We start from the raw sequence: 23,821 nt of genomic DNA, 5'->3' as shown, positions 1-23,821 counted from the left end.
AAGCAATCATGGCGGCATTACCGGATAAAGACAAACTGCTGCGCAACTTTAGTCGTTGCGCGAACTGGGAAGAGAAGTATCTTTATATTATCGAACTCGGCCAGCGGCTGGCGCCGCTGAGCGCCGAAGAGCATACCGCGCAAAATATCATTCAGGGCTGCCAGAGCCAGGTGTGGATCGTGGTAGAACAAGGGGAAGCCGGAGGGCTATCGCTGCGCGGCGATAGCGATGCGGCGATCGTCAAAGGGCTGATTGCCGTGGTCTTTATCCTCTACGACCAGATGACGGCCAAGGATATCACCGACTTTGACGTGCGGCCGTGGTTTGAAAAAATGGCGCTGACCCAGCATCTTACCCCTTCGCGATCTCAGGGCCTGGAAGCCATGATTCGCGCAATTCGCGCGAAAGCCGCAAATCTTAGCTAGAATAAACAGGTAGATTTCATTCTGTTAGGTCAGGCCGGGGAGATCCCGGCCCGACGGCAGATCCTGGCGTTTTATCCGCGAAAGAAGGAATCTCAGTATGAAACGCGCATCTCTTATCACCGTAGCCCTTCTGACCGCCCTCAGCGTCTCACACGGCGCCTGGGCGGTAGATTATCCACTTCCCCCGGCTAACAGTCGGCTCATTGGCCAGAATCAATGGTGGACGGTACAGGAAGGGGATCGCAATCTGCAGGCGATTGCCCGCCATTTCGACACGGCGGCGATGCTGATTCTCGAAGCGAACGACACTCTTGCGCCGGTGGAACCGAAACCCGGGACTCAGGTATTAATTCCTTCGCAGATGCTGCTGCCGGATGTGCCCCGGGAAGGTATCGTCGTGAACCTGGCGGAACTGCGGCTGTACTACTTCCCGCCGGGACAGAACCAGGTTCAGGTTTATCCGCTGGGTATTGGTCAGCAAGGGCTGGAGACGCCGGAGATGACCACGCGCGTCGGGCAAAAGATCCCCAATCCGACCTGGACGCCGACGGCGGGCATCCGCGCGCGTTCGCTGGAGAAAGGCATCAAGTTGCCGCCCGTGGTGCCGGCCGGGCCGAATAACCCGTTAGGGCGCTATGCGCTGCGCCTGGCGTACGGCAACGGCGAGTATCTTATCCACGGTACCAGCGCACCGGATAGCGTTGGCCTGCGGGTCAGCTCGGGCTGTATGCGCATGAACGCCGCGGACATCCAGGCGCTGTTTAGTCAGGTAAAAACGGGGACGCCGGTTCGCGTTATCAACCAGCCGGTGAAATTTGCGATTGAGCCTGACGGTAAACGCTATGTCGAAGTTCATCGGCCTCTGACGCAGGATGAAGCGGGCAACACCCGGACGATTCCGCACACGCTGCCAGCGGCCTTCCATCAGTTTGCCGGAGATAAGACCGTAGACGATGCGCAGCTTAAGAAAGCGCTGTCCCGACGCGCGGGTTATCCGGTGGTGGTCTCCACGGGCAATGAGGCGGCGAGCAGCGCAGCGATATCGACGATGTCGGTGCAGAATGGCACGATGGACGAAGCGAAAAGGGTGCAGTAGCGCGAGACGGAAGGGAACAGAGGACAAAAAAAATGGCGCACAATGTGCGCCATTTTTATTACACAGGTACTATTACTTACGGTATTTAGTAGCCTGGTTGTCCAGACGCTGGTTAGCGCGTGCTGCGTCGTCTTTAGCAGCCTGGACGTCAGAACGCATTGCGTTCACGTCGTTGCTCAGCTGGTCAACTTTAGCGTTCAGAGTCTGAACGTCAGAAGACAGCTGATCGATTTTAGCATTGCTGGAGCAACCAGCCAGCAGAGTAGAACCCAGGATTACCGCGCCCAGTACCAGTTTAGTACGATTCATTATTAATACCCTCTAGATTGAGTTAATCTCCATGTAGCGTTACAAGTATTACACAAACTTTTTTGGGATGAGAATATTTTTTTACGGTAATACGCTTATTTTTGATCGTTCGCTCAAAGAAACATCGAATTTGGCAGATTAGTTTAAAAATCTTTGTGAAAACAGCACGCTTCCATCGGATTCATCTTAGATAATCTCTTATTAAATAGTAAATTCCGATTTGCATTTTTATTAAGAGTAGCTAGTGATTGAATAAAAAAAAGCGCCTGCGAAGAGGCGCCTTTAAAAAACGAATTAACCTGTAAATTATTACAGCACGTGCACGGAGGCTGTATTGGTGGTTCCGCTCGGGACCAGGGCGCCAGAGACCATGACAACCACGTCGCCTTTACGCGCCAGGCCGCTCTGCAGCGCCAGTTCTTTACCCAGGATGTAGAAATCATCGGTAGAGGAGAGCTGGTCAACCAGCTGCGGCACCACGCCTTTGGTCAGCACCAGCTGACGGGCAGTGGTTTCGTTGGTGGTCAGCGCCAGGATGGTGGCGTCCGGGAAGTATTTACGCACGGCGCGCGCAGATTTACCGCCCTGGGTCGCGACAACAATCAGCGGAGCTTCCAGTTTTTCTGCGGTTTCTACCGCACCACGGCACACGGCTTCGGTGATGCGCAGTTTGCGGTTGTCGTTGTTGAATTCCAGACGGCTGGTCATCACGCGATCGGTACGCTCGCAGATGGTGGCCATGATGGTGACCGCTTCCAGCGGGTATTTCCCTTTGGCGGATTCGCCAGACAGCATTACCGCATCGGTACCGTCGAGGATGGCGTTCGCCACGTCGCCGGCTTCAGCGCGGGTCGGACGCGGGTTTTTGATCATCGAATCCAGCATCTGCGTTGCGGTGATAACCACTTTACGCGCGCGGATACATTTTTCGATAATCATCTTCTGGGCGAAGATAACTTCTTCAACCGGGATTTCAACGCCCATGTCGCCACGAGCAACCATGATGCCGTCAGACGCTTCGAGAATCTCGTCGAAGTTGTTCAGGCCTTCCTGGTTTTCAATTTTGGAGATGATCTGGATGTTTTCGCCGCCGTGAGCTTTCAGGTGCTCGCGGATTTCGACGACGTCAGAACGCTTACGGATAAAGGAAGCAGCAACGAAATCAACGCCTTGTTCGCAACCGAAGATCAGGTCCTGCTTGTCTTTTTCAGCCAGCGCCGGCAGGGCAATAGAAACGCCCGGCAGGTTTACGCCTTTGTTTTCGCCGAGGTCGCCGTTGTTCAGCACTTTACAGATGACGTTCTTACCTTCAATGGCAGTCACTTCCATGCCGATCAGACCATCGTCGACCAGAACGGTGTTACCGACGGACAGGTCGGTAGTGAAACCTTCATAGGTCACGGCGACGATTTCGTTGTTGCCAACGACGGATTTATCGGTAGTGAAGGTGAATGTCTGACCTGCTTTCAGGGAGACGTCATTGCCGCCTTCCAGCTTGATGGTACGAATTTCCGGGCCTTTGGTGTCCAGCAGGATAGCCGCTGTCTTACCGGTTTTGCTCAGCACGTTACGCAGGTTCTTGATGCGTTGACCGTGTTCAGCATAGTCACCGTGAGAGAAGTTCAGACGCATGACGTTCATGCCCGCGTCCAGCATTTTGGACAGCATCTCTTCGGATTCGGTTTTCGGACCGATGGTGCAAACAATTTTGGTCTTTTTCATGAAAGTTTTAGTCTTTAAGTTGTGAAGGATATGGAAATCTCGCTCCGTTGGCGCGCGGCCGTGGAGTCAAACCTGTATTGCGAAAGTTGCTATGCCACGCTCTAAGGATAGGTGACAACAAAAGAGCGTGCAGAAGAAAGTATGCTGGCGGTTCAGCCCATGAAAAGAGGCAGTATTTTATGCGTTTAGTTGTGCAGTCCAATGTGCTGAAACCATTCAAGAAAGAATCGGTGTGCATTATACGACGCTGGAACAAAAAAAGAAAATGAAAACGACGTTTCATTCTTTCCCATAAAAATGTAACAAAACTCAAACTAATCTAAATCTTCTTCGCAACACATTTTTTCACCAGCCGACAAAAATCAACGCCGCTGTTGCGCGAATTTTCTCGCGGTTAGCTACTGGAAATGGCGCACTGGTGCAAAAATAGTTCGCTGGTTTGATTTATCACGAAAACATATCAATAATAATTTGATTGATAATGATAATTTGTGAGTCGAAAAGAATGGGAAATAAAGCCAGAGACGACGAGTTGTACCAGGAAATGTGCCGGGTGGTGGGGAAAGTGGTGCTTGAAATGCGCGATCTCGGCCAGCAGCCAAAACATATCGTGATCGCCGGGGTGGTACGTACCTCGCTGGCCAATCCGAAAATCGCCCGTTCTGAACTGACCAAAGAAGCGATGGCGAAGGTGATCCACGCCTTATCCGGGCACGATTAACCTTCCCGGCGCGCGGATTGCACAGGCTCAGGAAATCACAAAACGCACGACCGCTTTCACCGCGATATCGCAGTGGTGGGCGACCATCTCTTCATCGTCGATAGCCGGCAGCGGGTCGTCGAGGAAGAGACTGTTGAAGGTGTAAAAGTTCGACACCTGATAAAAGCTAAAGCTGCTGATCAGACGATGAACATCCCGCGCCTGCAGACCCTCCTGAAAAATTCCCTGCTGCTGCCCGCGCTGCAGAATATCCTCCAGAATCGACAGGGCGGTTCGATTCAGCGGCTTCAGCTGTCCTGACGACTGTAACCACTTACCGCGCTGCATATTCTCCATACAAATCACCCGCATAAAGTCCGCATGGGTGGCGTGATAACGCACGCTCCAGCGCACCAGCTGCACCAGCGCTTCGACCGGCGGAAGCTGTTCCAGCCCCAGCTGCTGTTCCGTCTCGCGAATGCGCGCATAGACATGCTGCAGTACCTCCTGGTACAGCTGCTCCTTGGTTTTGAAGTAGTAAACCACCATGCGTTTGGTTGTCTGCGCCTCGGTGGCAATTTGTTCCATGCGCGCCCCGGACAGCCCGTGTTCGGCAAAGACGACGATTGCGGCAGTGAAAATCCGCTCCTTCAGGGACTGTGCTTCATCATGAGCCACGACAGACATAACCACTCCTTTTTTCTGAGAGACAAAAAATACACATAATGATCACAAATTAGCAACCTTGTATGGCGCAAATGAACCAAATGATACATATTCAGAACTCACGCCTGTCGATGACACGAGGACCTTATGCTGCGCTCTATTGCTACCGTTTCGATTTCCGGCACCTTGCCTGAAAAGCTCCATGCTATTGCGGCTGCGGGTTATCAAGGCGTCGAAATCTTTGAAAACGATCTGCTGTATTATACCGGCACGCCGGCGGATATTCGCAATCTGGCGGCCGATTTAGGGCTAAAAATCACGCTTTTTCAACCCTTTCGCGATTTTGAAGGCGCCAGTCGCAGCCAGTTTGCGGCGAATATGGAGCGGGCGAAGCGCAAATTCGCCCTGATGCATGAGCTGGGCTGCGACACATTGCTCCTGTGCAGCAATGTGCAGCCGGACTGTTCCGCCGATGTTGCGCTGCAGGTGGCAGATCTCGCCGCGCTGGCGGCGCTGGCGGAGCAGGAAAAGATCGTCATCGGCTACGAAGCGCTGGCCTGGGGAACGCACGTCAACCGCTGGTATCAGGCCTGGGAACGGGTGAAAAGCGTCAACAGCCCGGCGCTCGGTATCGTCCTCGATAGCTTTCATATCCTCGCCCGCGGCGATACGCTGCAGCGGTTGCCTGAAGTCCCGGTGGACAAAATTACCTTTCTGCAGCTGGCCGATGCGCCGCTGATGAAGATGGATGTTCTGGAGTGGAGCCGCCATTTCCGCTGCTTCCCAGGGCAGGGACAGCTGCCGCTGGTGGACTTTGCCCGCGATCTGACCCGCTGCGGCTATCGCGGCCCGTGGTCGCTGGAAATTTTCAATGACGGCTTCCGCGCTTCGCCGAACGGCGCAACGGCGAAAGATGGCTACCGCTCGCTGCAATGGCTGGAGGAGCAGACCTACCGGCATCTGGACAACAGCGATGCATCGCTGTTTCACGCCGCGACAGCGCCAGACTATCTCGGTCTGGAATTTATCGAATTTGCCGCCAGCCCAGCGGAAGCGCAGGCCCTCGGCCAGCGCCTGTCGCAGCTGGGGTTCTGTCAGGAAGGTCGCCACCGTTCGAAACAGGTGGTGCTGTGGCGCAACGGCGGCGCACGAGCGATTGTGAACTACCAACCGCACAGCTGGGCCGACCATTTTCACCAGCGCCACGGAGTCTCGCTGTGTGCGATGGCGCTGCGCGTCAGCCGCAGCGCGGCGATTGTTGAGCGCGCCCGCGCCTATGGCTACGCTACCTGGCAAGGCGATGCCGGGCCGAATGAAAGTCCGATTCCGGCGATTTGCGCCCCCGACGGCAGCCTGATCTATTTAATCGAAGCCGGTGACGATATCTACGCCCGTGATTTTCATCTGCACGACGCGCCAGCGCTGCGCGATGACTACAGCGGCATCGATCATCTGGCGCTGGGCATGGAGGCGGAAAGCCGCGATAACTGGATTATCTTTTTCCGCACCGTCTTCGGTTTCACTCTCGAACATGAACAGACGCTGCCGGATCCGTATGGTCTGGTGCGCAGTCTGGCGGTGCACAGCCCGCAGGGTAATATTCGCCTGGCCCTGAATATTTCTCAGAGCCGCGCCACCCAGATTGCCCGGTCGGTGGCCTGCTATCAGGGGGCGGGCTTGCAGCACGCGGCGTTTGCCTGCCGCCACCTGCCGGAGACCCTCGACGCTCTGCCGCAGGTCTCCCGTCAGGCGCTGCCGATTCCGGCTAATTACTATGATGACCTGCTGGCGCGCTATGGCGAGGCGGTGGACGTCGCGACCCTGCAACGTCTGCACATTCTCTATGACCGCGATCCGCGCGGCGGGGAGTTCCTCCACCTCTATACCCGGCCGTTCTCGGCAGGGCGCTTTTTCTTCGAATTGACCGAAAGACGCGATGGCTATGCCCTGTACGGTGCGGCAAATGCCGCCGTTCGTCTGTCGGCAATGCAATACAGTTAGTGATGTATCAAATGGTTCGTTGAGCACAGCATCGCCAATACAATAACAACATTCATCTGCACCCTATGACAGGAAAACGACTATGAACGCGTACAGCCAGAATCACACGGCAGCGGCGCAAGCCGCGACCGCCGTGCCGCGCTCCCGGCGGCGAATGGGGATCCTCACGCTGCTGGCTATCGGCACGATGATTAACTACCTCGATCGGACGGTGTTGGGCATCGCGGCCCCCAGTTTAACTTCCGAACTGGGGATTGATGCCGCGGTCATGGGGATCGTGTTTTCCGCCTTTGCCTGGACCTACGCGCTGGCGCAAATTCCCGGCGGCCTGTTCCTCGACCGTTTCGGCAATAAAGTGACTTATTTCCTGTCGCTGACGCTGTGGTCGCTGTTTACGTTGTTTCACGGCATGGCGATAGGGCTGAAAACCCTGCTGCTGTGCCGCTTTGGGCTGGGGGTCAGCGAGGCGCCCTGTTTCCCGGTGAACAGCCGGGTGGTCAGCGCGTGGTTCCCGCAGCAGGAGAGGGCCAAGGCAACGGCAGTCTATACCGTCGGGGAGTACCTCGGGTTGGCCTGCTTCTCACCGCTGCTGTTCTGGATTATGGGCAGTTTCGGCTGGCGGGCGCTGTTTATCAGCGTCGGCGCTGTCGGGGTGCTGTTTGCGCTGGTGTGGTGGCGCTGCTACCGCGAACCGCATGAAGACAAACGCCTCAGCCAGCAGGAGCGAGAGCATATTGTCAACGGCGGCGGTCTGGTGACGGCGAGCGACCAGCAGACGGCTTTCAGCTGGCCGCTGGTGCGTCAACTGCTGGGGAAACGGCAGATTCTGGGCGCCAGCATCGGCCAGTTTGCCGGCAATACGGTGCTGGTGTTTTTCCTCACCTGGTTCCCGACCTATCTGGCCACCGCGCGGCATATGCCGTGGTTGAAGGTGGGAATCTTCGCCATTCTGCCGTTCCTTGCCGCTGCCGGCGGCGTGATGTTCGGCGGCTGGATCTCCGACAAACTGCTGAAGGCTACCGGCTCGGCCAACCTCGCGCGTAAGCTGCCGATCGTTGCCGGTCTGCTGATGGCCAGCAGCATTATTTCCGCCAACTGGCTGAGCAGCGATCTGGCGGTGATTCTGGTGATGTCATTCGCCTTCTTTGGTCAGGGAATGGTCGGGCTGGGCTGGACGTTGATCTCCGATATCGCGCCGAAAGGGCTGGGCGGCCTGACCGGCGGCCTGTTTAACTTTTGCGCTAACTTCGCGGGGATCCTCACGCCGTTGGTGATTGGCTTTATCGTCGCGGCCTTCGGCGACTTCTTCTATGCGCTTATCTATATCGGCGGCGCCGCGCTGCTCGGCGTCGTGGCGTATCTGTTTATTCTGGGCGATGTCAAACGCATCGAGCTATCGCAGTAAAGGAGCTGGGGATGATAATTAGTGGTAATACGCAGCTGATCGCGCATCTGGGTTATCCGACCGGCGGTTTTAAGGCGCCGATGATCTACAACCCGTGGTTCGACCGACAGCAGGTGGATGTCAAGGTGGTGCCCACGGGCGTGAAGCCGGAGGCGCTGGCGACGGTGGTTCCGGCGCTGTTTACGCTGACCAATATTATCGGTGCGCTGGTCACGATGCCGCACAAAATTGCCACCTGCGGGCTGGTGCATCGCCTCAGCCCCACGGCGGCCATTGCTGGCGCCTGCAACGCCATTCGCCGCGAGGCCGACGGCACTCTGAGCGGCGATATGTTCGATGGCGACGGTTTCGTGCTCGGTATCCGGCGTAAAGGTTTTCAGCCTGAGGGGGCGCGGGCGCTGGTGGTCGGCTGCGGCGGCGTGGGATCGGCAATCGCCGCTTCGCTGGCAGCGGCGGGGGTGCGCGCTCTGACGCTCTACGATAGCCACGCCGATGCTGCGCATGCGCTGGCGGCCCGTCTGCTGCAACACTACCCGCTGCTGGATATCAGCCTGATGCAGCGTGACCCGCAGGGGCACGATCTGGTGGTAAACGCCACGCCGCTGGGAATGAAGGCGGGGGACCCGCTGCCGCTGGACCCGCAGCGGTTGACGCCCGGTACCTGGGTAGGGGAAGTGGTGATGACCCAGGCTTTTACGCCGCTGCTGCAGGCCGCTCAGGCGCGCGACTGCCCGGTTCAGCGCGGAACCGACATGTTGTTTGAAATGATCCCGGCCTATCTGCGTTTCTTCAACCTACCGGTAGCGACCCCGGAACAGCTGCGCGAACTGGCGGAAATTCGCTACTGAATCGCTGGCGGCCCGGTTAATATATCGCTCTGTTTCCGGGCGTTTAGCGAGCAATCACGATGACCAACGCAGTCGTTCTGCTGGCAGCGGGGAGCCTGAAAGGGGCTTTTATCCCGCTGCTGGCACGTTTCCATCAGCAAAGCGGTATTCTGGTCGAGGCCCATTTTGGTCCTGCCGGTTTACTGCGCGAGCGCATTGAAGGCGGGGCGGCGTGTTCGGTATTTGCCTCTGCCAACCGCCAGCATCCCCAGGCGCTGCGCCAGGCCGGCAGGGCGGGGGAATGTCATTCGTTTGCCCGCAACCAGCTGATGCTGACCGCCCGTCGCACCGCCTCCGGCGAGAGAGACGACTGGCTGACGCTCCTGACTAACCCGCAGTTGCGTCTGGCTACATCGACGCCGGGCTGCGACCCGTCCGGCGACTATACCTGGCAGCTGTTTGAGCGCATTGAAGCCCGCTTCCCGGGCGCCGGTAGCGCGATGATGGCCCGCGCTCAGCAGCTGGTCGGGGGACGGCAGTCGCTCAGCGTCCCGCCGGGCGAAACGGCGGGAGCCTGGCTTATCCGCGAGGGGTTAACCGACCTGTTTATTGGCTATGCCCATTACGCCAGTCAAATGGCGATGGCTGACGATCTGCGGACGGTCGCGATCCCGGCGCCGTGGAATATCCAGGCCGATTATCAGCTGACGACGCTCGACGAGAGCGCCGGGGCGCAGCGTCTGTGCCGCTTTATTCTCGGCGCGGAAGGGCAGCAGTATCTGCAGGCCGCGGGTTTTTTACCGGCTAACGCCGAATAGTAAACTGCGGCGCCAGCAGCGGCGAGTCTGAGCCGGGGTACTCAATTTTACGTACCGCCAGGCCGTAGGCGCGTTGCAGATGCGGCTCGCTAAGCACTTCCCCGGAGCGTCCCGCCAGCCACTCGCCGTCCGGCAGTAGCAGCAGCGTATGGCTGGCGACCTGCAGGGCATGGGTGGGGTCGTGGGTGGTGAAGAGCACGGTGCGCGACTGGCGATGGGCCAGGTCGCTGATGAGCTGCAGCACTACCTGCTGGTTGGACAGGTCCAGCGCCGAGCAGGGCTCATCCAGAAGGATATTCTGGCTGGCACCCACCAGCGCGCGGGCAATCAGCACCAGCTGCTGCTGGCCGCCGGAGAGTGAGCAAAACGCGCGGTCCGCGAGGTCGGGGATGCCCAGCTGGCGTAAAGCCTCCTCAACCCGGCGTTCATCTTCAACGGCCGGTTGAGCAAACAGACTGACTTGCCGGGCGCGGCCCAGCAACACCACCTCCCGCGCCAGCCAGTTGAACGCCGGACGGAACGATTGCGGCACAATCGCTATCCCACCTTCGCTGTGGAAACTCCCGCCAAGCGGCGGCAGCACGCCGGTGAGGGTGTCGAGCAGGGTACTTTTCCCGCGCCCGTTGGCGCCGAGCACCGCCCAGATTTCACCGGGCAGGCACTGCAGGTTGAGCGGCCGGAAGAGCGGCTGACGGTGGCCGTAGCGCAGTTCCGCCAGGCGAAGCGACATGTTCATCAGACCATCCCCCGACGACGTGAGTGGATCAGCAGCCAGGTAAACAGCGGGGCGCCGAGCAACGCGGTAATGATCCCGACAGGGATCTCTGCCTGGGTCAGCGAGCGGGCCAGATCGTCGACCACGATCATGAATCCGCCGCCGAGCCAGAAGGCGGTGGGCAGCAGACGGCGATGGTCGGCGCCGACCAGCAGCCGTGCCAGATGCGGGATCACCAGCCCCACCCAGGCGATGCTGCCGCTGACCGCCACCTGTGCGGCCACCAGCACCGCGCAGCATAGCAGCACGCCGCGGCGCAGCGCGGTGACCGAAACGCCGAGACCGCGCGCGTCTTTCTCCTCCAGCGCCAGCAGGTTGATCCGCCAGCGCAGCGCGATCAGGATCGTGGCGCTGACGAGAATCGGTAGCGCCATGAGCGCCACTTTGTGCCAGCTGGCGGTGGCGAAGCTGCCCAGCAGCCAGAAGACAATATTCGGCAGCGTCTCTTCGGTGTCGGCCAGATATTGCATCAGGCTGACGAGCGCGGCGAAAAAACCGCTGAGAATAATCCCGGAAAGAATCAGCACCAGCGTATTTTCCCGCCCCTGCAGCGCGGCAATCAGGTACACCAGCATGAGGGCCAGCAGGCCGAAACCGAAGGTGGAGGTCATCATCAGCACGGTGTCCAGCCCCAGCAGGATGGCCAGCGTGCCGCCAAACGCGGAACCGGAGGTGACGCCAATGATATGGGGATCCACCAGCGGGTTCTGGAACACGCCCTGCAGCGTGGCGCCGCACAGACCGAGCGCGCCGCCGGCCAGCAGCGCCATGATGACGCGCGGCAGGCGCACCGACCAGACGATTTGCCCGGCCACGCCGTCAGCGGGCGACAGATGTCCCAGCTGGCTGAACACCTCGCTCAGGCTCAGGTGATACTGGCCGGCGCAGAGCGAGGCGACAGCAATCAACAAGGTTGCCAGCGCCAGCCCGCCTTGCAGCAGCGCCGGGTGACGATTACTGAGCATCCGGCGTCCACTTCACGCGATAAAATCGTTGGTAGTACTCCTGCGCTTTACCATCAACATCCACGCCGTTATAGCGGGAAGGATAGAGCTTTTTGGCCATCCACAGCTCGCCGAGAGCCAGCGCTTCCGGCATCGGGTAACCCCAGGCTTTGGCATACTCTGGCATCAGCCAGACGCGGTGATTTTTTACCGCGTCAATCCCTTGCCACTGCGGATCGGATTCGATCTGTTTGACCACCTGCGGATAGCGGTCCTGGACAAAGATCACCTGCGGATTCCACTGTAAAACCTGCTCCAGTGAGACCTGACGCGCGCCCTTGACCGTGGCCGCCGCGACGTTCAGCGCGCCGGCATGTTTCATCATCAGGCCGGTGTATTTGCCGGAGCCGTAGGTATTGAGGTCTGGATTGGCCATATAGACGCGCACCCGCTGGTCGTCGGGGATATCGGCGACCGGCGCGTTGGCCTCTTTGCGCGCTGCAAAGGTGGTGCGAATGAGCGTTTCCGCCTGGTCTTTACGATCGACCACCGCGCCAATCAGGCGAATACCCTGCTTTAACCCTTCGTTATAGGCCTGCTCTTCGTCGGCCATCGACGGGTTCATCTTGTTTTTTTCACCCGCGGCGTCCTGGCGTAACGAGATAGCCACCACCGGGATCCCGGCGTTCTGAATCTGTTGAATCATCGCCTGCGGCGCATAGTTGGCGACAAACACCACCTGCGGATGCAGCGCCAGCAGGCTCTCGATATTGACCTGGGTTAAATCTCCCGGCGTCGGCAGCCGTTCAATCCCCGGCATAAAGCGGGCGAAAGCAGGGCCAAGCTGCTTTTTCCAGCTGCTCATCACGCCGACAATCTCGTCGGCGGCATTAAGCTGCACCAGCAGATTGAGGGTCTGATGCTGGAGAACGACGGCGCGGGTAATGTGGTCTGGAAGCGTCACTTCGCGGCCGAGCTGGTCGGTGACGGTACGGTCGGCAAAGGCATGACCGGCAAACAGGCAGGCGCTGAGCAGCGTCAGCCCCGGTAAGAAACGGGGTCGTTTTGACATGAGAGGACTCGGTTAGGTGAGAAGAATCGTCGTATATTAAAATATATAGCGTTGGCGGAAGCAATTCTAACCGGCCTGTCTACCCATTCAGGACAAGTTTACTCGTAAAAAACCTCTTCCTCGGTCATTCGCGACTCGATCTGGGCGGCCACTTTTTGCAACGGCGCCAGATATTTCTGCGCCGCTTGCTCAAGACTCATCGCTTTCGCCATATAAACCAGGTTCAGACAACCAATAACCCGCTGCTGGCTGCGGATCGGTACGGCGATGGAGGCGATTTTCTCCTCCTGCTGCCAGCCGCGAAAGTTTTCGCCGTAGCCCTGGCGTCGCGTGCGCTCAAGAATGGCCGCCAGCTTTTCCGGCTCCCGCGCCAGCTGATACTCCTCTTCCGGACGCGCCGCGAGGATCTCGATCATCGCCTGGCGCTCATGTTCCGGGGCGAAGGCCAGCCAGGTGAGCCCCGAGGCGGTCAGCAGCAGCGGGAGCCGACGGCCGACCATCGCGCGATGAAACGACAGGCGGCTGAAGCGGTGCGTGGTTTCACGGACCACCATCGCGTCAACATCCAGCGTGGAGATATCCGTCGGCCACAGCACTTCGCGCAACAGCTCTCCCAGCAGCGGAGTGGCGAGGGCAGAAATCCAATGTTCGTCACGAAATCCTTCACTCAACTGACGGATTTTGAGGGTTAAACGAAAGCTGTCATCGGATCGACTGCGGCGAACGTAACCCTCCTCCTGCAATGTCTCCAGCAGCCGCCTGACGGTGGTGCGATGCAGACCGCTAAACTCAGCCAGCGTGCCGATCGTGGCCCCGCCATCGAATTTATTTAACAAATTAAGTAACAACAACCCCCGGCTCAATCCGCGGACCGTTTTGTAATCCGCCTGCCTGTTTTCGCGCATGTTCCCTCGATAAATATCCAGATAAACAACGATGTGCACCTGGTGCACATCCGGTGATGTTTTGATTGTAGCGCATCCGGCCGACCCTATACTGACCTCACTATAAAAATATATTCACATCTATTTAACAAAGTGCCGGGCGTCAGTTTGCGACGCCAGGTACCTTGTCTGAGTCGTGAGGTTCTGAAATGACAACATCGAATCCGGATATTCAACCCGCTGTACAGCACACCGCCCAGGTCGCTATCGCCGGCGCGGGGCCGGTCGGCCTGATGATGGCCAATTACCTTGGTCAGATGGGTGTCAGCGTAGTGGTTGTCGAAAAGCTCGACGCGCTGATTGATTACCCGCGCGCTATCGGCATCGACGATGAATCGCTGCGCGCGATGCAGGGCATCGGGCTGGTGGACAATGTTCTCCCGCATACCACGCCGTGGCACGCGATGCGTTTTCTGACGCCGAAAGGGCGCTGCTTTGCCGATATTCAACCGATGACCGACGAGTTTGGCTGGTCGCGACGTAACGCGTTTATTCAGCCGCATGTCGACGCGGTGCTGTATGACGGCCTCAGCCGTTTTTCCCATGTGCGCTGCCTGTTTTCCCGTGAAGTTGAAGCTTTTACTCAGGATAGTGACGGTGTCACCTTGAACGTAAAAGGCAGCGACGGCGAGCGGGAAACCGTTCGCGCCGACTGGCTGGTCGCCTGCGACGGGGGCGCCAGCTTCATTCGCCGCACGTTGAATATTCCCTTCGAAGGTCAAACCGCGCCGAATCAATGGATTGTTATCGATATCGCCAACGACCCGCTGGCGACGCCGCACGTCTATCTGTGCTGCGACCCGGTGCGTCCGTATGTCTCCGCTGCGCTGCCGCACGGCATAAGGCGTTTCGAATTTATGGTGATGCCCGGCGAAACCGAAGCCCAGCTCAGCGAGCCGCACAAGATGCGCCAGCTATTGAGCAAGGTGCTGCCGGACCCCGACCACGTCGAGCTGATTCGCCAGCGCGTCTACACCCATAACGCGCGCATCGCCGAACGCTTTCGCGTCGATCGCGTGCTGCTGGCGGGCGATGCCGCCCACATCATGCCGGTCTGGCAGGGACAGGGTTATAACAGCGGCATGCGCGATGCCTTCAACCTGGCCTGGAAACTGGCGCTGGTGGTGAATGGTAAAGCCGGAGAGGCGCTGCTGGACAGCTACCAACAAGAGCGGCGCGATCACGCCAAAGCGATGATCGATCTCTCGGTCACCGCCGGCAACGTGCTGGCGCCGGCGAAACGCTGGCATGGCACGGTGCGCGACGGGATTTCGTGGCTGCTGAACTATCTGCCGCCGGTCAAACGCTACTTCCTCGAGATGCGTTTCAAGCCGATGCCGCAGTATCGCGACGGCGCGCTGCTGGCGGAAGGCGAAGGCAAAACATCGCCGGCAGGCAAAATGTTTATCCAGCCGAAGGTCACGCTGGAAAACGGGCAGGTGACGCTGCTTGATGAGGTGATTGGCGCCAGATTCGCCATTATCGCCTGGGGCTGCAACCCGCAATGGGGGCTGAATGCCGGGCAGATAGCCCAGTGGCGCGCGGTCGGGGTGCGGTTTATTCAGGTGGTGCCGGAGGTACAGATTCATTGCGATCAGGACAACGTGCCCGGCGTTATCCGCGTCGGCGATACGCAAAACCGTCTGAAAAGCTGGTTCGCGCAGCACGATACCGCGATTGCCGTTGTGCGTCCGGATCGCTTCGTCGCCACCGTGGCCATCCCGCAAACCCTGAGCAAAAAGCTCGACGCGCTGGCCAGCAAGATGCAGTTGGCCTCCGCGAAGATGGCAACAACGATTGAACAGGTGGCTTGATATGAACGCTTATCTTCATTGCCTCTCGCATACGCCGTTGGTGGGCTACGTGGACCCGGAACAGGCGGTACTGGACGAAGTTAACGGCGCCATTGCCGACGCGCGGGCGCGGATTGCCGCCTTCGACCCGGAGCTGGTGGTGCTGTTTGCCCCCGATCACTACAACGGCTTTTTCTACGATGTGATGCCGCCCTTCTGTTTAGGCATCGGCGCGACCTCTATCGGTGATTTCAGCAGCACCAGCGGCGTTCTGCCGGTGCCGACGGCGCTGGCGGAAGCCTGCGCCCACGCGGTGATGAAGGACGGGATCGATCTGGCGGTCTCTTACTGTATGCAGGTGGATCACGGCTTTGCGCAACCGCTGGAGTTCCTGCTTGGCGGCCTCGATACGCTGCCGGTTCTGCCGGTATTTATTAACGGCGTCGCAGCGCCGCTGCCGGGATTTCAGCGCACCCGCATGCTGGGCGAAGCCATCGGCCGCTTCCTGACCACCCTCAACAAACGGGTATTAATCCTCGGCTCCGGCGGACTGTCGCATCAGCCGCCGGTGCCGGAACTGGCGAAAGCCGATGCCCATATGCGCGACCGGCTGCTGGGCAGCGGCAAACAGCTGCCGCCGGACGAGCGGGAACTGCGCCAGCAGCGGGTCATTAGCGCGGCGAAACAGTTTATCGAGGACCAGAACTCGCTCTATCCGCTCAATCCCGTCTGGGACAACCGCTTTATGAGCCTGCTCGAGCAGGGACGGCTGACGGAGCTGGATGCGGTCAGTAACGAAGAGCTGTCGGCCATGGCCGGCAAATCGACGCACGAAATTAAGACCTGGGTGGCCGCCTTTGCCGCGCTATCCGCATTTGGCCGCTGGCGCTGCGAAGGCCGCTATTACCGACCCATCCCCGAGTGGATAGCCGGATTTGGCTCGCTGAGCGCCGCCGCGCAGAACTGAATTAACGGGAGAATATGATGAGCTACCAACCGCAAACTGAAGCCGACACCAGCCGATTCCTCAACGTAGAAGAGGGCGGAGAAACACTACGCATCCATTTTAATGATTGCGGCCAGGGGGATGAAACCGTGGTCCTGTTGCATGGTTCCGGCCCCGGCGCCACCGGCTGGGCGAACTTCAGCCGCAATATCGATCCGCTGGTCGAGGCGGGCTACCGGGTCATTCTGCTGGACTGTCCCGGCTGGGGAAAAAGCGACTCGATCGTCAATCGCGGTTCCCGTTCCGACCTGAACGCCCGGGTATTGAAAAGCGTTATTGATCAGCTGGATATCAACAAAGTGCATCTGCTGGGCAACTCCATGGGCGGCCACAGCGCGGTGGCCTTCACTCTGAGCTGGCCGGAACGGGTGGGCAAGCTGGTGCTGATGGGCGGCGGAACCGGCGGTATGAGCCTGTTTACGCCGATGCCGACGGAAGGCATCAAGCTGCTGAACGGCCTGTATCGCGAACCGACCATCGAAAACCTGAAAAAGATGATGCATATCTTTGTCTTCGATACCCGCGATCTGACCGAGGCTCTGTTCGAAGCGCGCCTCAACAATATGCTGTCGCGCCGGGATCATCTGGATAATTTCGTCAAAAGTCTGGAAGCCAACCCGAAACAGTTCCCGGATTTTAGCCCGCGTCTCGGCGAAATCCGCGCCCAAACCCTGATCGTCTGGGGGCGCAACGACCGCTTTGTACCGATGGACGCCGGCCTGCGCCTGCTGGCCGGGATTAACGGTTCTGAACTGCATCTCTATCGTGACTGCGGCCATTGGGCGCAGTGGGAACATGCCGACAGTTTCAACCAGCTGGTGCTGGATTTTCTGGCGCGCAAATAAGGAGCCGTCATGACAACGTTATCTCTCGAACAGCTGGCGCAACGGTTGCGTGACGCCGAAACCCAGGGGCGGGCCATTGAACCGCTGCGCGATCTTCTCGGCGTCGATAATGCGGAGGCGGCCTACGCCATCCAGCGGATTAACGTCCAGCACCACGTCGCGCACGGACGGCGGGTAGTGGGGCGCAAAGTAGGGCTGACCCATCCTAAAGTGCAGCAGCAGCTGGGCGTTGACCAGCCGGACTTCGGCACCCTGTTTGCCGACATGTGCTATGGCGATAACGCCGATGTGCCGTTCTCCCGGGTGCTGCAGCCGAAAGTGGAAGCCGAAATCGCCCTGCTGCTTAAACACGACCTGCCGCATGCCGATACCACCTTTGATGAGCTGTACGCCGCTATCGACTGGGTACTGCCGGCGCTGGAAGTGGTCGGTAGCCGTATCCGCGACTGGTCGATTGGCTTCGTCGACACGGTCGCCGATAACGCCTCCTGCGGCGTTTACGTACTGGGGAGTCCGGCGCGGCGTCCGGCCGGGCTGGATCTGAAAAACTGCACCATGCGTATGACGCGTAACGAGGAAGAGGTGTCCACCGGGCGGGGTAGCGAATGTCTCGGTCATCCGCTCAATGCGGCGGTGTGGCTGGCGCGCAAAATGGTCAGCCTCGGCGAACCGCTGCGGGCGGGAGACATCGTGCTGACCGGGGCGTTAGGTCCGATGGTGGCGATTCACGCCGGCGATCGCTTTGCCGCCGACATTGACGGTTTAGGTTCAGTGGCGGCAACGTTTGTCGCGCAAGAGGAAAACAGTGATGAGTAAACGCAAAGTCGCCATTATCGGCTCCGGCAATATCGGCACCGATTTAATGATTAAAATTCTGCGCCACGGCCAGCACCTGGAGATGGCGGTGATGGTCGGCATCGACCCTGAATCCGACGGTCTGGCCCGCGCCCGGCGCATGGGCGTTGCCACCACGCACGAGGGCGTCGGCGGCCTGATGCAGCTGGCGGAATTCGCCGATATCGATTTCGTGTTTGACGCCACCAGCGCCGGAGCGCACGTGAAAAACGACGCCGCGCTGCGGGAAGCCAAACCGGGGATCCGGGTGATCGACCTGACCCCGGCGGCGATCGGCCCGTACTGCGTGCCGGTGGTCAATCTTGAGGCCAATCTTGCCGAGGGTAACGTCAATATGGTGACCTGCGGTGGTCAGGCGACCATCCCGATGGTGGCGGCGGTATCGCGGGTGGCAAAAGTGCACTATGCGGAAATCGTCGCCTCGATTGCCAGCCAATCCGCCGGCCCGGGAACGCGCGCTAACATCGACGAATTCACCGAAACCACCTCGCAGGCCATAGAGAAAGTCGGCGGCGCGGCAAAAGGTAAAGCGATTATCGTACTGAACCCGGCGGAGCCGCCGCTGATGATGCGCGATACCGTTTATGTCCTGAGCGAAGCGGCGTCGCAGCAGGAGATTGCCGCGTCGATCGCCGAGATGGCGGCTGCGGTGCAGGCCTATGTGCCGGGCTACCGCCTGAAACAGCAGGTGCAGTTTGAGGTGATCTCGGAAGATAAGCCGGTGAACCTACCGGGCGTTGGCCGCTTCTGTGGCCTGAAAACGGCGGTTTACCTCGAGGTCGAAGGGGCGGCGCACTATCTGCCAGCCTACGCCGGCAACCTCGACATTATGACCTCGGCGGCGCTGGCGACGGCGGAAAAAATGGCTCAGGCGATGAACGGTACGGCGGGAGACGCAGCATGAACGGCAAAAAACTCTATATCTCAGACGTGACCCTGCGCGACGGGATGCACGCGATTCGCCATCAATACTCGCTCGACAATGTGCGCCAGATTGCCCGGGCGCTGGATAGCGCGGGAGTGGATTCGATAGAGGTGGCCCACGGCGACGGCCTGCAGGGTTCGAGCTTTAACTACGGCTTCGGCGCGCACAGCGACCTGCAGTGGATTGAAGCGGCGGCGTCTTCGGTCAGCCGGGCGAAAATCGCCACTTTACTGCTACCTGGCATCGGCACCCTGCACGACCTGAAAAATGCGTATCAGGCCGGGGCGCGGGTGGTGCGCGTGGCAACCCACTGCACGGAAGCGGATGTTTCCGCTCAGCATATCGCCTTCGCCCGCGAGCTGGGGATGGATACCGTTGGCTTCCTGATGATGAGCCATATGACTACCCCGGAGCAGCTGGCGCAGCAGGCGCTGAAGATGGAATCCTACGGCGCGACCTGCATCTACGTGGTCGATTCCGGCGGGGCGATGAATATGCACGATATTCGCGATCGTTTCCGCGCCCTCAGGGCGGTGCTCAAGCCGGAAACCGCCACCGGGATGCATGCGCACCATAACCTGAGCCTCGGCGTCGCCAACTCTATCGCCGCGGTGGAAGAGGGCTGCGACCGCATCGATGCCAGCCTTGCCGGCATGGGCGCCGGGGCGGGGAATGCGCCGCTGGAGGTCTTTATTGCGGCGGCGGACAAGCTTGGCTGGAACCACGGCACCGATCTGTATGCGCTGATGAACGCCGCTGATGAGCTGGTGCGGCCGCTGCAGGATCGTCCGGTACGCGTCGATCGCGAAACCCTGGCGCTGGGCTATGCCGGGGTTTACTCCAGCTTTCTGCGCCATAGCGAAGTGGCGGCCGCGCGCTACGGTCTGAGCGCGGTCGATATTCTCGTCGAGCTGGGCAAGCGGCGGATGGTGGGCGGCCAGGAAGATATGATCGTCGATGTGGCGCTGGACCTGCTCAAGCGCGCGAAATAAAAACGGGCGGCTGGCAACGTATCAGCCGCCTTTCACCGGCACCGTTTTCGCTATCGCACAGGTACCCTATGACCACGACAACCTCTGGATCGGCTTCACGCCTGATGTTAACCATCGGGCTCTGTTTTATGGTGGCCCTGATGGAAGGGCTGGATCTTCAGGCGGCCGGGATCGCCGCCGCCGGGATGGCTCACGCCTTCGCGCTCGACAATATGCAGATGGGCTGGATCTTCAGCGCCGGTATCCTCGGGCTGCTTCCCGGCGCGTTGGTGGGGGGAATTCTTGCTGACCGCCATGGCCGCAAGCGGGTGCTGATCGCGTCGGTCATGCTGTTCGGTCTGTTTTCCATCGCGACCGCGCTGGCAGGGAGCTTTCCGCTGCTGCTGCTGGCGCGCCTGATGACCGGAGTGGGGCTGGGGGCGGCGCTGCCGAATCTGATCGCATTAACCTCCGAAGCGGCCGGCCCGCGATTTCGCGGTACCGCCGTCAGCCTGATGTACTGCGGGGTGCCGGTGGGCGCCGCGCTGGCCGCGGCGCTGGGATGGTGGGGGGAGACCTCTGCCTAGCAGACGGTATTCTGGGTCGGCGGCGTGGTGCCACTGCTGCTGGTGCCGATGCTACTGCGCTGGCTGCCTGAATCCGCCGTCTTTCGCGCCGGGACGCAGAGCGCGCCGCTGCGGACGCTGCTGGCGCCGGAAAATGCCACCGCCACGCTGCTGCTGTGGCTGTGCTATTTCTTTACGCTGCTGGTGGTCTATATGCTGATCAACTGGCTGCCCATGCTGCTGATAGGTCAGGGATTTCGCGCCGGTCAGGCGGCAGGCGTAATGTTTGTTTTGCAGCTGGGAGCCGCCTGCGGCACGCTGCTGCTGGGGGCATTGCTGGATAAACTAAGTCCGCTGCTGATGTCGCTGCTGATCTATAGCGGTATGCTGGCGTCGCTGCTGGCGCTGGGCTGCGCCACCTCCTTTCCCGCGATGCTGTTCTCCGGCTTTGTGGCCGGGCTGTTCGCCACCGGCGGGCAAAGCGTGCTGTACGCGCTGGCGCCGCTGTTCTACCGCACGGAAATTCGCGCCACCGGGGTGGGGACGGCGGTGGCCGTCGGGCGGCTGGGGGCGATGAGCGGTCCGCTGCTGGCGGGAAAAATGCTGGCGCTGGGGGCCGGTACCGTTGGGGTGATGGCCGCCTCCGCGCCCGGGATTCTGCTGGCTGGCGTGGCGGTGTTCTGGCTGATGAATCGCCAGAGACGGCAATCAATAGCCTGACGTCGGCGCCGGGTTATGCTTCAGGGCTCGGCAGCGCGCCACCTTGCGCAACGGCAGACTTTGGCATACGGTAAATCATCACCCATTGCTTATCTCTGCCGCCATGTCTTTTCAATCCCGGTTACTGAGCGATATTCCCGGCATTCGCTATGCCTTTCTCGATGTACACGAAACGGCCGCCTTTCCTTACGCTGAATTGGCTCCGGTAAAGCTGGTGCACGGCAATGTGGTTCATCATTTTCAGCAGCCGCTGGCGGAACGCCCGTATGCCGACGCGGTTTTTACCGCACTAGGCGGGCAAAAGGTGGGGGTGGTGACTGCCGATTGCCTGCCGATGCTGATGGCCTCCCGTGACGGCGCTTTTGTCTGCAGCGTGCATGCGGGCTGGCGCGGCGCGGCGACCGGAATTATTGCTAATAGTCTCGATCTCTTTGCCCGACATGGCATACCGCCGGACGAGGTGGTGGTAGCGATTGGGCCGCATATTCAGGCCTGCTGCTATGAGGTCTCGGCGGCATTTTATCAGGCGCTGCTGGCGATGCCGGTGGCCGGGCTGGTCAAACAGCACCGCGATCGGCTGTTTCTGCACCGTCGTGGCCCTGAGCCTGAGGCGGAAAAAGCGCCGGCGACGGGAGAGGACACGATGTGGTTCGATCTGCGGGCTTTTGGCCAGCTGCTGTTACGCCGCGCCGGGGTGGCGGAAAATCATATTGAATGGCTGGGCAGCTGTACCTACTGTACGCCGCAGTCGCTGGGATCGTTCCGGCGGCGCACGCACTTCCCGGCAGAGAAAACGTTCCAGTATTCGTGGATTATGCGCGAGGCCTGATATCGTCCGGCATCGCGCGGCCGCGCTACAGTACCGTAAACCCGTGCGTCCCGTCGTTTGCCAGCTGGGCCACGAGGCCATACTCCCACTCCAGATAGGCCTGCATCGCTTCGCGGGAATTATCGGTCCCTTCATAGGGACGACGATAGCGATCGCTACGCGCGCTGGTCAGATGGGTTGCGCCATGCTCCAGCGGCAGACCTGAGGCGATCCATCCGGCGGTGCCTCCGCTCAACACCTGCACCGGTTTGCCGGTCAGCGCCGCCACTTCGGCGACGGCGTAGCGCGCCAGCAGGCTGCTGCCGCAGGTCAGTACGTAGCGGCTGGCAGAGGGAATCAGCGCCAGCGCCTGTTTCAGCCGCGAGCGTATCAGCCAGTATGCCCCGGGAATGTGCCGCGCCACATAGTTGGCGCTGGTGGTGAAATCCAGGACCACCGTTCCCGGTTCGCGCAGCAGTGCCGCCAGCTGCGATGCGTCGATCTCCTCTGCCGCAGGCGCCGCGGGCAGGCGGGCGGGCGGCACGCCGCGTTCGCTAAAGTTCGCTGCGCTCAGACCGCGCAGGATGGCCGTTTCCCATCCCATTTGCGCCAGCCACGAGGCGGTTATCGCCGCGCGAATACCGTCATCATCCACTAAGACGATACGTGCTCCGCGCACGCTGGCGTGGTGATCGGTCTCCTGGACCAGCTGGCCGCCCGGTGCGCTGAGGCTTCCCGGCAGGTGACCCGCGGCGTACTCCTCCGGGCTGCGGACGTCAAAAAGATAGGTGGTGCGGTCGTTCTGCTGCTGCCAGCGCCGGAGCGTGGCCTGGTCGATAACCGCCACCCCGGCTTTTGCCGCCAGCTGGCTGACCTGCTGAAGACGCGCCGTCGAAGCCAGCGATTCATCGGCATAGCGGCGCTGCTGGTCGCGATCGAGGGTCAGACCGGCCAGCGTCCAGCCAATGGTGCCGTTACGTAAGGCGTAGACCGGGTTGCTCACGCCGGCATTGATCAACGACTGGGCGCCGATAATGCTGCGGGTACGTCCCGCGCAGTTGACGACGATTGGCGTCTGCGGCGAGTCGACCAGTCCGTCAATACGCAGCGCCAGCTCACCGCCGGGGACGCTGATGCCGCCCGGAATACTCATGGTCTGGTACTCATCGAACCGCCGGGCGTCGACAATCAGCACCGGCTGACGGCTGTCGATCAGCGCCTGCACCTCTTCCGCGTTCAGAGAGGGGGTCTGTCGTTGGCTCTCCACCAGTTCGCCGAACGCTTTGCTGGGGGAGTTAACGTCCTGGAAGAGCTCGCCGCCGCTGCGTTGCCAGCCCTTCAGGCCGCCTTCCAGCAGCGCTACATCCTGATATCCCCAGCCGCGCAGGCGATCGACGGCCTGGGCGGCCAGACCCTCGCCGTTATCGTAAACGGTGATCGGCGTCGTCAGCCGCGGCACCCGACGGTGGATTTCCAGCTCGAGCTTGCTCAGCGGAAGATTAGCTGCAAACAGCGGGTGAGCGGTGGCAAAATCCGCTTCTTCACGCACGTCAATCAGCGCCAGTTCGGCGTGGTCGAGCAGCGCCTGGCGCACTTGCGCTGGCTGGCGATAAGTGTGGATGGGCATA

23 protein-coding genes and 1 pseudogene are annotated in these 23,821 nt (G+C 60.1%); 15 read left to right on the top strand and 9 right to left on the bottom strand.

Annotated elements, in window-relative coordinates; translation table 11 throughout:
• Nucleotides 1-8: 8 nt before the first annotated feature.
• Together sufE and ldtE are read left to right on the top strand one after the other, a co-directional pair.
• Nucleotides 9-425, top strand: a complete 417-nt coding sequence (gene sufE, locus MC50_RS23925) for a cysteine desulfuration protein SufE (protein ID WP_032687152.1) — start codon at nt 9-11, stop codon at nt 423-425.
• Nucleotides 426-522: 97 nt separating this feature from the next.
• Nucleotides 523-1,521, top strand: coding sequence for a L,D-transpeptidase LdtE (gene ldtE, locus MC50_RS23920; RefSeq protein WP_032687153.1), 999 nt, complete (start codon nt 523-525; stop codon nt 1,519-1,521).
• A gap of 72 nt (nt 1,522-1,593) precedes the next feature.
• Here ldtE and lpp read toward each other — a convergent pair whose 3' ends face one another.
• The 3 genes from lpp to ynhH form a co-directional block, all read right to left on the bottom strand.
• The gene (gene lpp, locus MC50_RS23915; RefSeq protein WP_001082307.1) at nt 1,594-1,830 is read right to left on the bottom strand and encodes a murein lipoprotein Lpp; all 237 of its coding nucleotides are present in this window, start codon (nt 1,828-1,830) and stop codon (nt 1,594-1,596) included.
• Between the two features lie 309 nt (nt 1,831-2,139).
• Entirely contained in the window at nt 2,140-3,552 is a 1,413-nt protein-coding gene (gene pykF, locus MC50_RS23910; RefSeq protein ID WP_015584114.1) for a pyruvate kinase PykF, read from the bottom strand.
• 7 nt (nt 3,553-3,559) lie between these two features.
• Nucleotides 3,560-3,790, bottom strand: a complete 231-nt coding sequence (gene ynhH, locus MC50_RS29400; protein WP_421669044.1) for a protein YnhH — start codon at nt 3,788-3,790, stop codon at nt 3,560-3,562.
• A gap of 267 nt (nt 3,791-4,057) precedes the next feature.
• Here ynhH and fumD point away from each other — a divergent pair, with 267 nt between their 5' ends.
• On the top strand, nt 4,058-4,273 hold the full coding sequence (gene fumD / locus MC50_RS23905; RefSeq protein ID WP_032687154.1) for a fumarate hydratase FumD: 216 nt from the start codon (nt 4,058-4,060) through the stop codon (nt 4,271-4,273).
• Between the two features lie 27 nt (nt 4,274-4,300).
• Here fumD and MC50_RS23900 read toward each other — a convergent pair whose 3' ends face one another.
• Nucleotides 4,301-4,939 carry a TetR/AcrR family transcriptional regulator gene (locus MC50_RS23900; protein WP_032687155.1) on the bottom strand — a complete coding sequence of 213 codons (639 nt, stop codon included), beginning with the start codon at nt 4,937-4,939 and terminating at the stop codon, nt 4,301-4,303.
• Between the two features lie 126 nt (nt 4,940-5,065).
• Here MC50_RS23900 and MC50_RS23895 point away from each other — a divergent pair, with 126 nt between their 5' ends.
• From MC50_RS23895 to MC50_RS23880, 4 genes are all read left to right on the top strand, one after another.
• On the top strand, nt 5,066-6,919 hold the full coding sequence (locus tag MC50_RS23895; protein WP_047665091.1) for a bifunctional sugar phosphate isomerase/epimerase/4-hydroxyphenylpyruvate dioxygenase family protein: 1,854 nt from the start codon (nt 5,066-5,068) through the stop codon (nt 6,917-6,919).
• 82 nt (nt 6,920-7,001) lie between these two features.
• The gene (locus tag MC50_RS23890; RefSeq protein ID WP_032699529.1) at nt 7,002-8,324 is read left to right on the top strand and encodes an MFS transporter; all 1,323 of its coding nucleotides are present in this window, start codon (nt 7,002-7,004) and stop codon (nt 8,322-8,324) included.
• A gap of 11 nt (nt 8,325-8,335) precedes the next feature.
• Nucleotides 8,336-9,172 carry a shikimate dehydrogenase family protein gene (locus tag MC50_RS23885; protein ID WP_032687158.1) on the top strand — a complete coding sequence of 279 codons (837 nt, stop codon included), beginning with the start codon at nt 8,336-8,338 and terminating at the stop codon, nt 9,170-9,172.
• A 59-nt stretch (nt 9,173-9,231) separates the two neighbouring features.
• Nucleotides 9,232-9,969 (top strand): substrate-binding domain-containing protein, encoded by a 738-nt coding sequence (locus tag MC50_RS23880; protein ID WP_047665086.1) that lies wholly within the window; start codon nt 9,232-9,234, stop codon nt 9,967-9,969.
• On the opposite strand, the gene MC50_RS23875 is transcribed toward MC50_RS23880, so the two are convergent.
• The 4 genes from MC50_RS23875 to MC50_RS23860 form a co-directional block, all read right to left on the bottom strand.
• Nucleotides 9,956-10,705: an ABC transporter ATP-binding protein gene (locus MC50_RS23875; RefSeq protein ID WP_047665084.1), complete on the bottom strand. Its 750-nt coding sequence runs from the start codon at nt 10,703-10,705 to the stop codon at nt 9,956-9,958. The genes MC50_RS23880 and MC50_RS23875 overlap by 14 nt on opposite strands.
• A complete protein-coding gene (locus MC50_RS23870) occupies nt 10,705-11,709 on the bottom strand; it encodes a FecCD family ABC transporter permease (protein WP_032687161.1) in 1,005 nt (334 codons plus the stop codon). The genes MC50_RS23875 and MC50_RS23870 overlap by 1 nt, the downstream gene beginning before the upstream one ends.
• Nucleotides 11,699-12,760: an ABC transporter substrate-binding protein gene (locus tag MC50_RS23865; RefSeq protein WP_032687162.1), complete on the bottom strand. Its 1,062-nt coding sequence runs from the start codon at nt 12,758-12,760 to the stop codon at nt 11,699-11,701. Before MC50_RS23865 ends, MC50_RS23870 begins: the two co-directional genes overlap by 11 nt.
• 98 nt (nt 12,761-12,858) lie before the next feature.
• Nucleotides 12,859-13,665 carry a DNA-binding transcriptional regulator gene (locus tag MC50_RS23860; protein WP_032687353.1) on the bottom strand — a complete coding sequence of 269 codons (807 nt, stop codon included), beginning with the start codon at nt 13,663-13,665 and terminating at the stop codon, nt 12,859-12,861.
• 188 nt (nt 13,666-13,853) lie between these two features.
• Here MC50_RS23860 and MC50_RS23855 point away from each other — a divergent pair, with 188 nt between their 5' ends.
• From MC50_RS23855 to MC50_RS23820, 8 genes and pseudogenes are all read left to right on the top strand, one after another.
• Nucleotides 13,854-15,518 (top strand): bifunctional 3-(3-hydroxy-phenyl)propionate/3-hydroxycinnamic acid hydroxylase, encoded by a 1,665-nt coding sequence (locus tag MC50_RS23855; RefSeq protein ID WP_047665082.1) that lies wholly within the window; start codon nt 13,854-13,856, stop codon nt 15,516-15,518.
• A 1-nt stretch (nt 15,519) separates the two neighbouring features.
• Nucleotides 15,520-16,464: a 2,3-dihydroxyphenylpropionate/2,3-dihydroxicinnamic acid 1,2-dioxygenase gene (mhpB, locus tag MC50_RS23850; RefSeq protein WP_047665080.1), complete on the top strand. Its 945-nt coding sequence runs from the start codon at nt 15,520-15,522 to the stop codon at nt 16,462-16,464.
• Nucleotides 16,465-16,481: 17 nt separating this feature from the next.
• Complete coding sequence (mhpC, locus tag MC50_RS23845; RefSeq protein ID WP_047665077.1) at nt 16,482-17,348, top strand: 2-hydroxy-6-oxonona-2,4-dienedioate hydrolase; 867 nt, start codon at nt 16,482-16,484, stop codon at nt 17,346-17,348.
• A gap of 9 nt (nt 17,349-17,357) precedes the next feature.
• Complete coding sequence (mhpD, locus tag MC50_RS23840) at nt 17,358-18,164, top strand: 2-keto-4-pentenoate hydratase (protein WP_047665075.1); 807 nt, start codon at nt 17,358-17,360, stop codon at nt 18,162-18,164.
• Nucleotides 18,157-19,107 carry an acetaldehyde dehydrogenase gene (mhpF, locus tag MC50_RS23835; RefSeq protein ID WP_047665074.1) on the top strand — a complete coding sequence of 317 codons (951 nt, stop codon included), beginning with the start codon at nt 18,157-18,159 and terminating at the stop codon, nt 19,105-19,107. Before mhpD ends, mhpF begins: the two co-directional genes overlap by 8 nt.
• Nucleotides 19,104-20,120, top strand: a complete 1,017-nt coding sequence (gene mhpE / locus MC50_RS23830; RefSeq protein WP_032687168.1) for a 4-hydroxy-2-oxovalerate aldolase — start codon at nt 19,104-19,106, stop codon at nt 20,118-20,120. The genes mhpF and mhpE overlap by 4 nt, the downstream gene beginning before the upstream one ends.
• Nucleotides 20,121-20,188: 68 nt before the next feature.
• Nucleotides 20,189-21,385, top strand: a pseudogene (gene mhpT, locus MC50_RS23825) (3-(3-hydroxy-phenyl)propionate transporter MhpT).
• A 103-nt stretch (nt 21,386-21,488) separates the two neighbouring features.
• Nucleotides 21,489-22,214: a polyphenol oxidase family protein gene (locus tag MC50_RS23820; RefSeq protein ID WP_047665068.1), complete on the top strand. Its 726-nt coding sequence runs from the start codon at nt 21,489-21,491 to the stop codon at nt 22,212-22,214.
• A 25-nt stretch (nt 22,215-22,239) separates the two neighbouring features.
• Here the strand turns inward: MC50_RS23820 and MC50_RS23815 are convergent, their stop codons facing one another.
• Entirely contained in the window at nt 22,240-23,820 is a 1,581-nt protein-coding gene (locus MC50_RS23815) for a rhodanese homology domain-containing protein (protein WP_047665067.1), read from the bottom strand.
• Between the last annotated feature and the right edge of the window lies 1 nt (nt 23,821).

Origin of the sequence: Klebsiella planticola (assembly GCF_000783935.2) — a bacterium.
GTDB classification, from domain to species: domain Bacteria; phylum Pseudomonadota; class Gammaproteobacteria; order Enterobacterales; family Enterobacteriaceae; genus Klebsiella; species Klebsiella planticola.
This window is presented reverse-complemented; position numbering and strand designations above follow the sequence as displayed.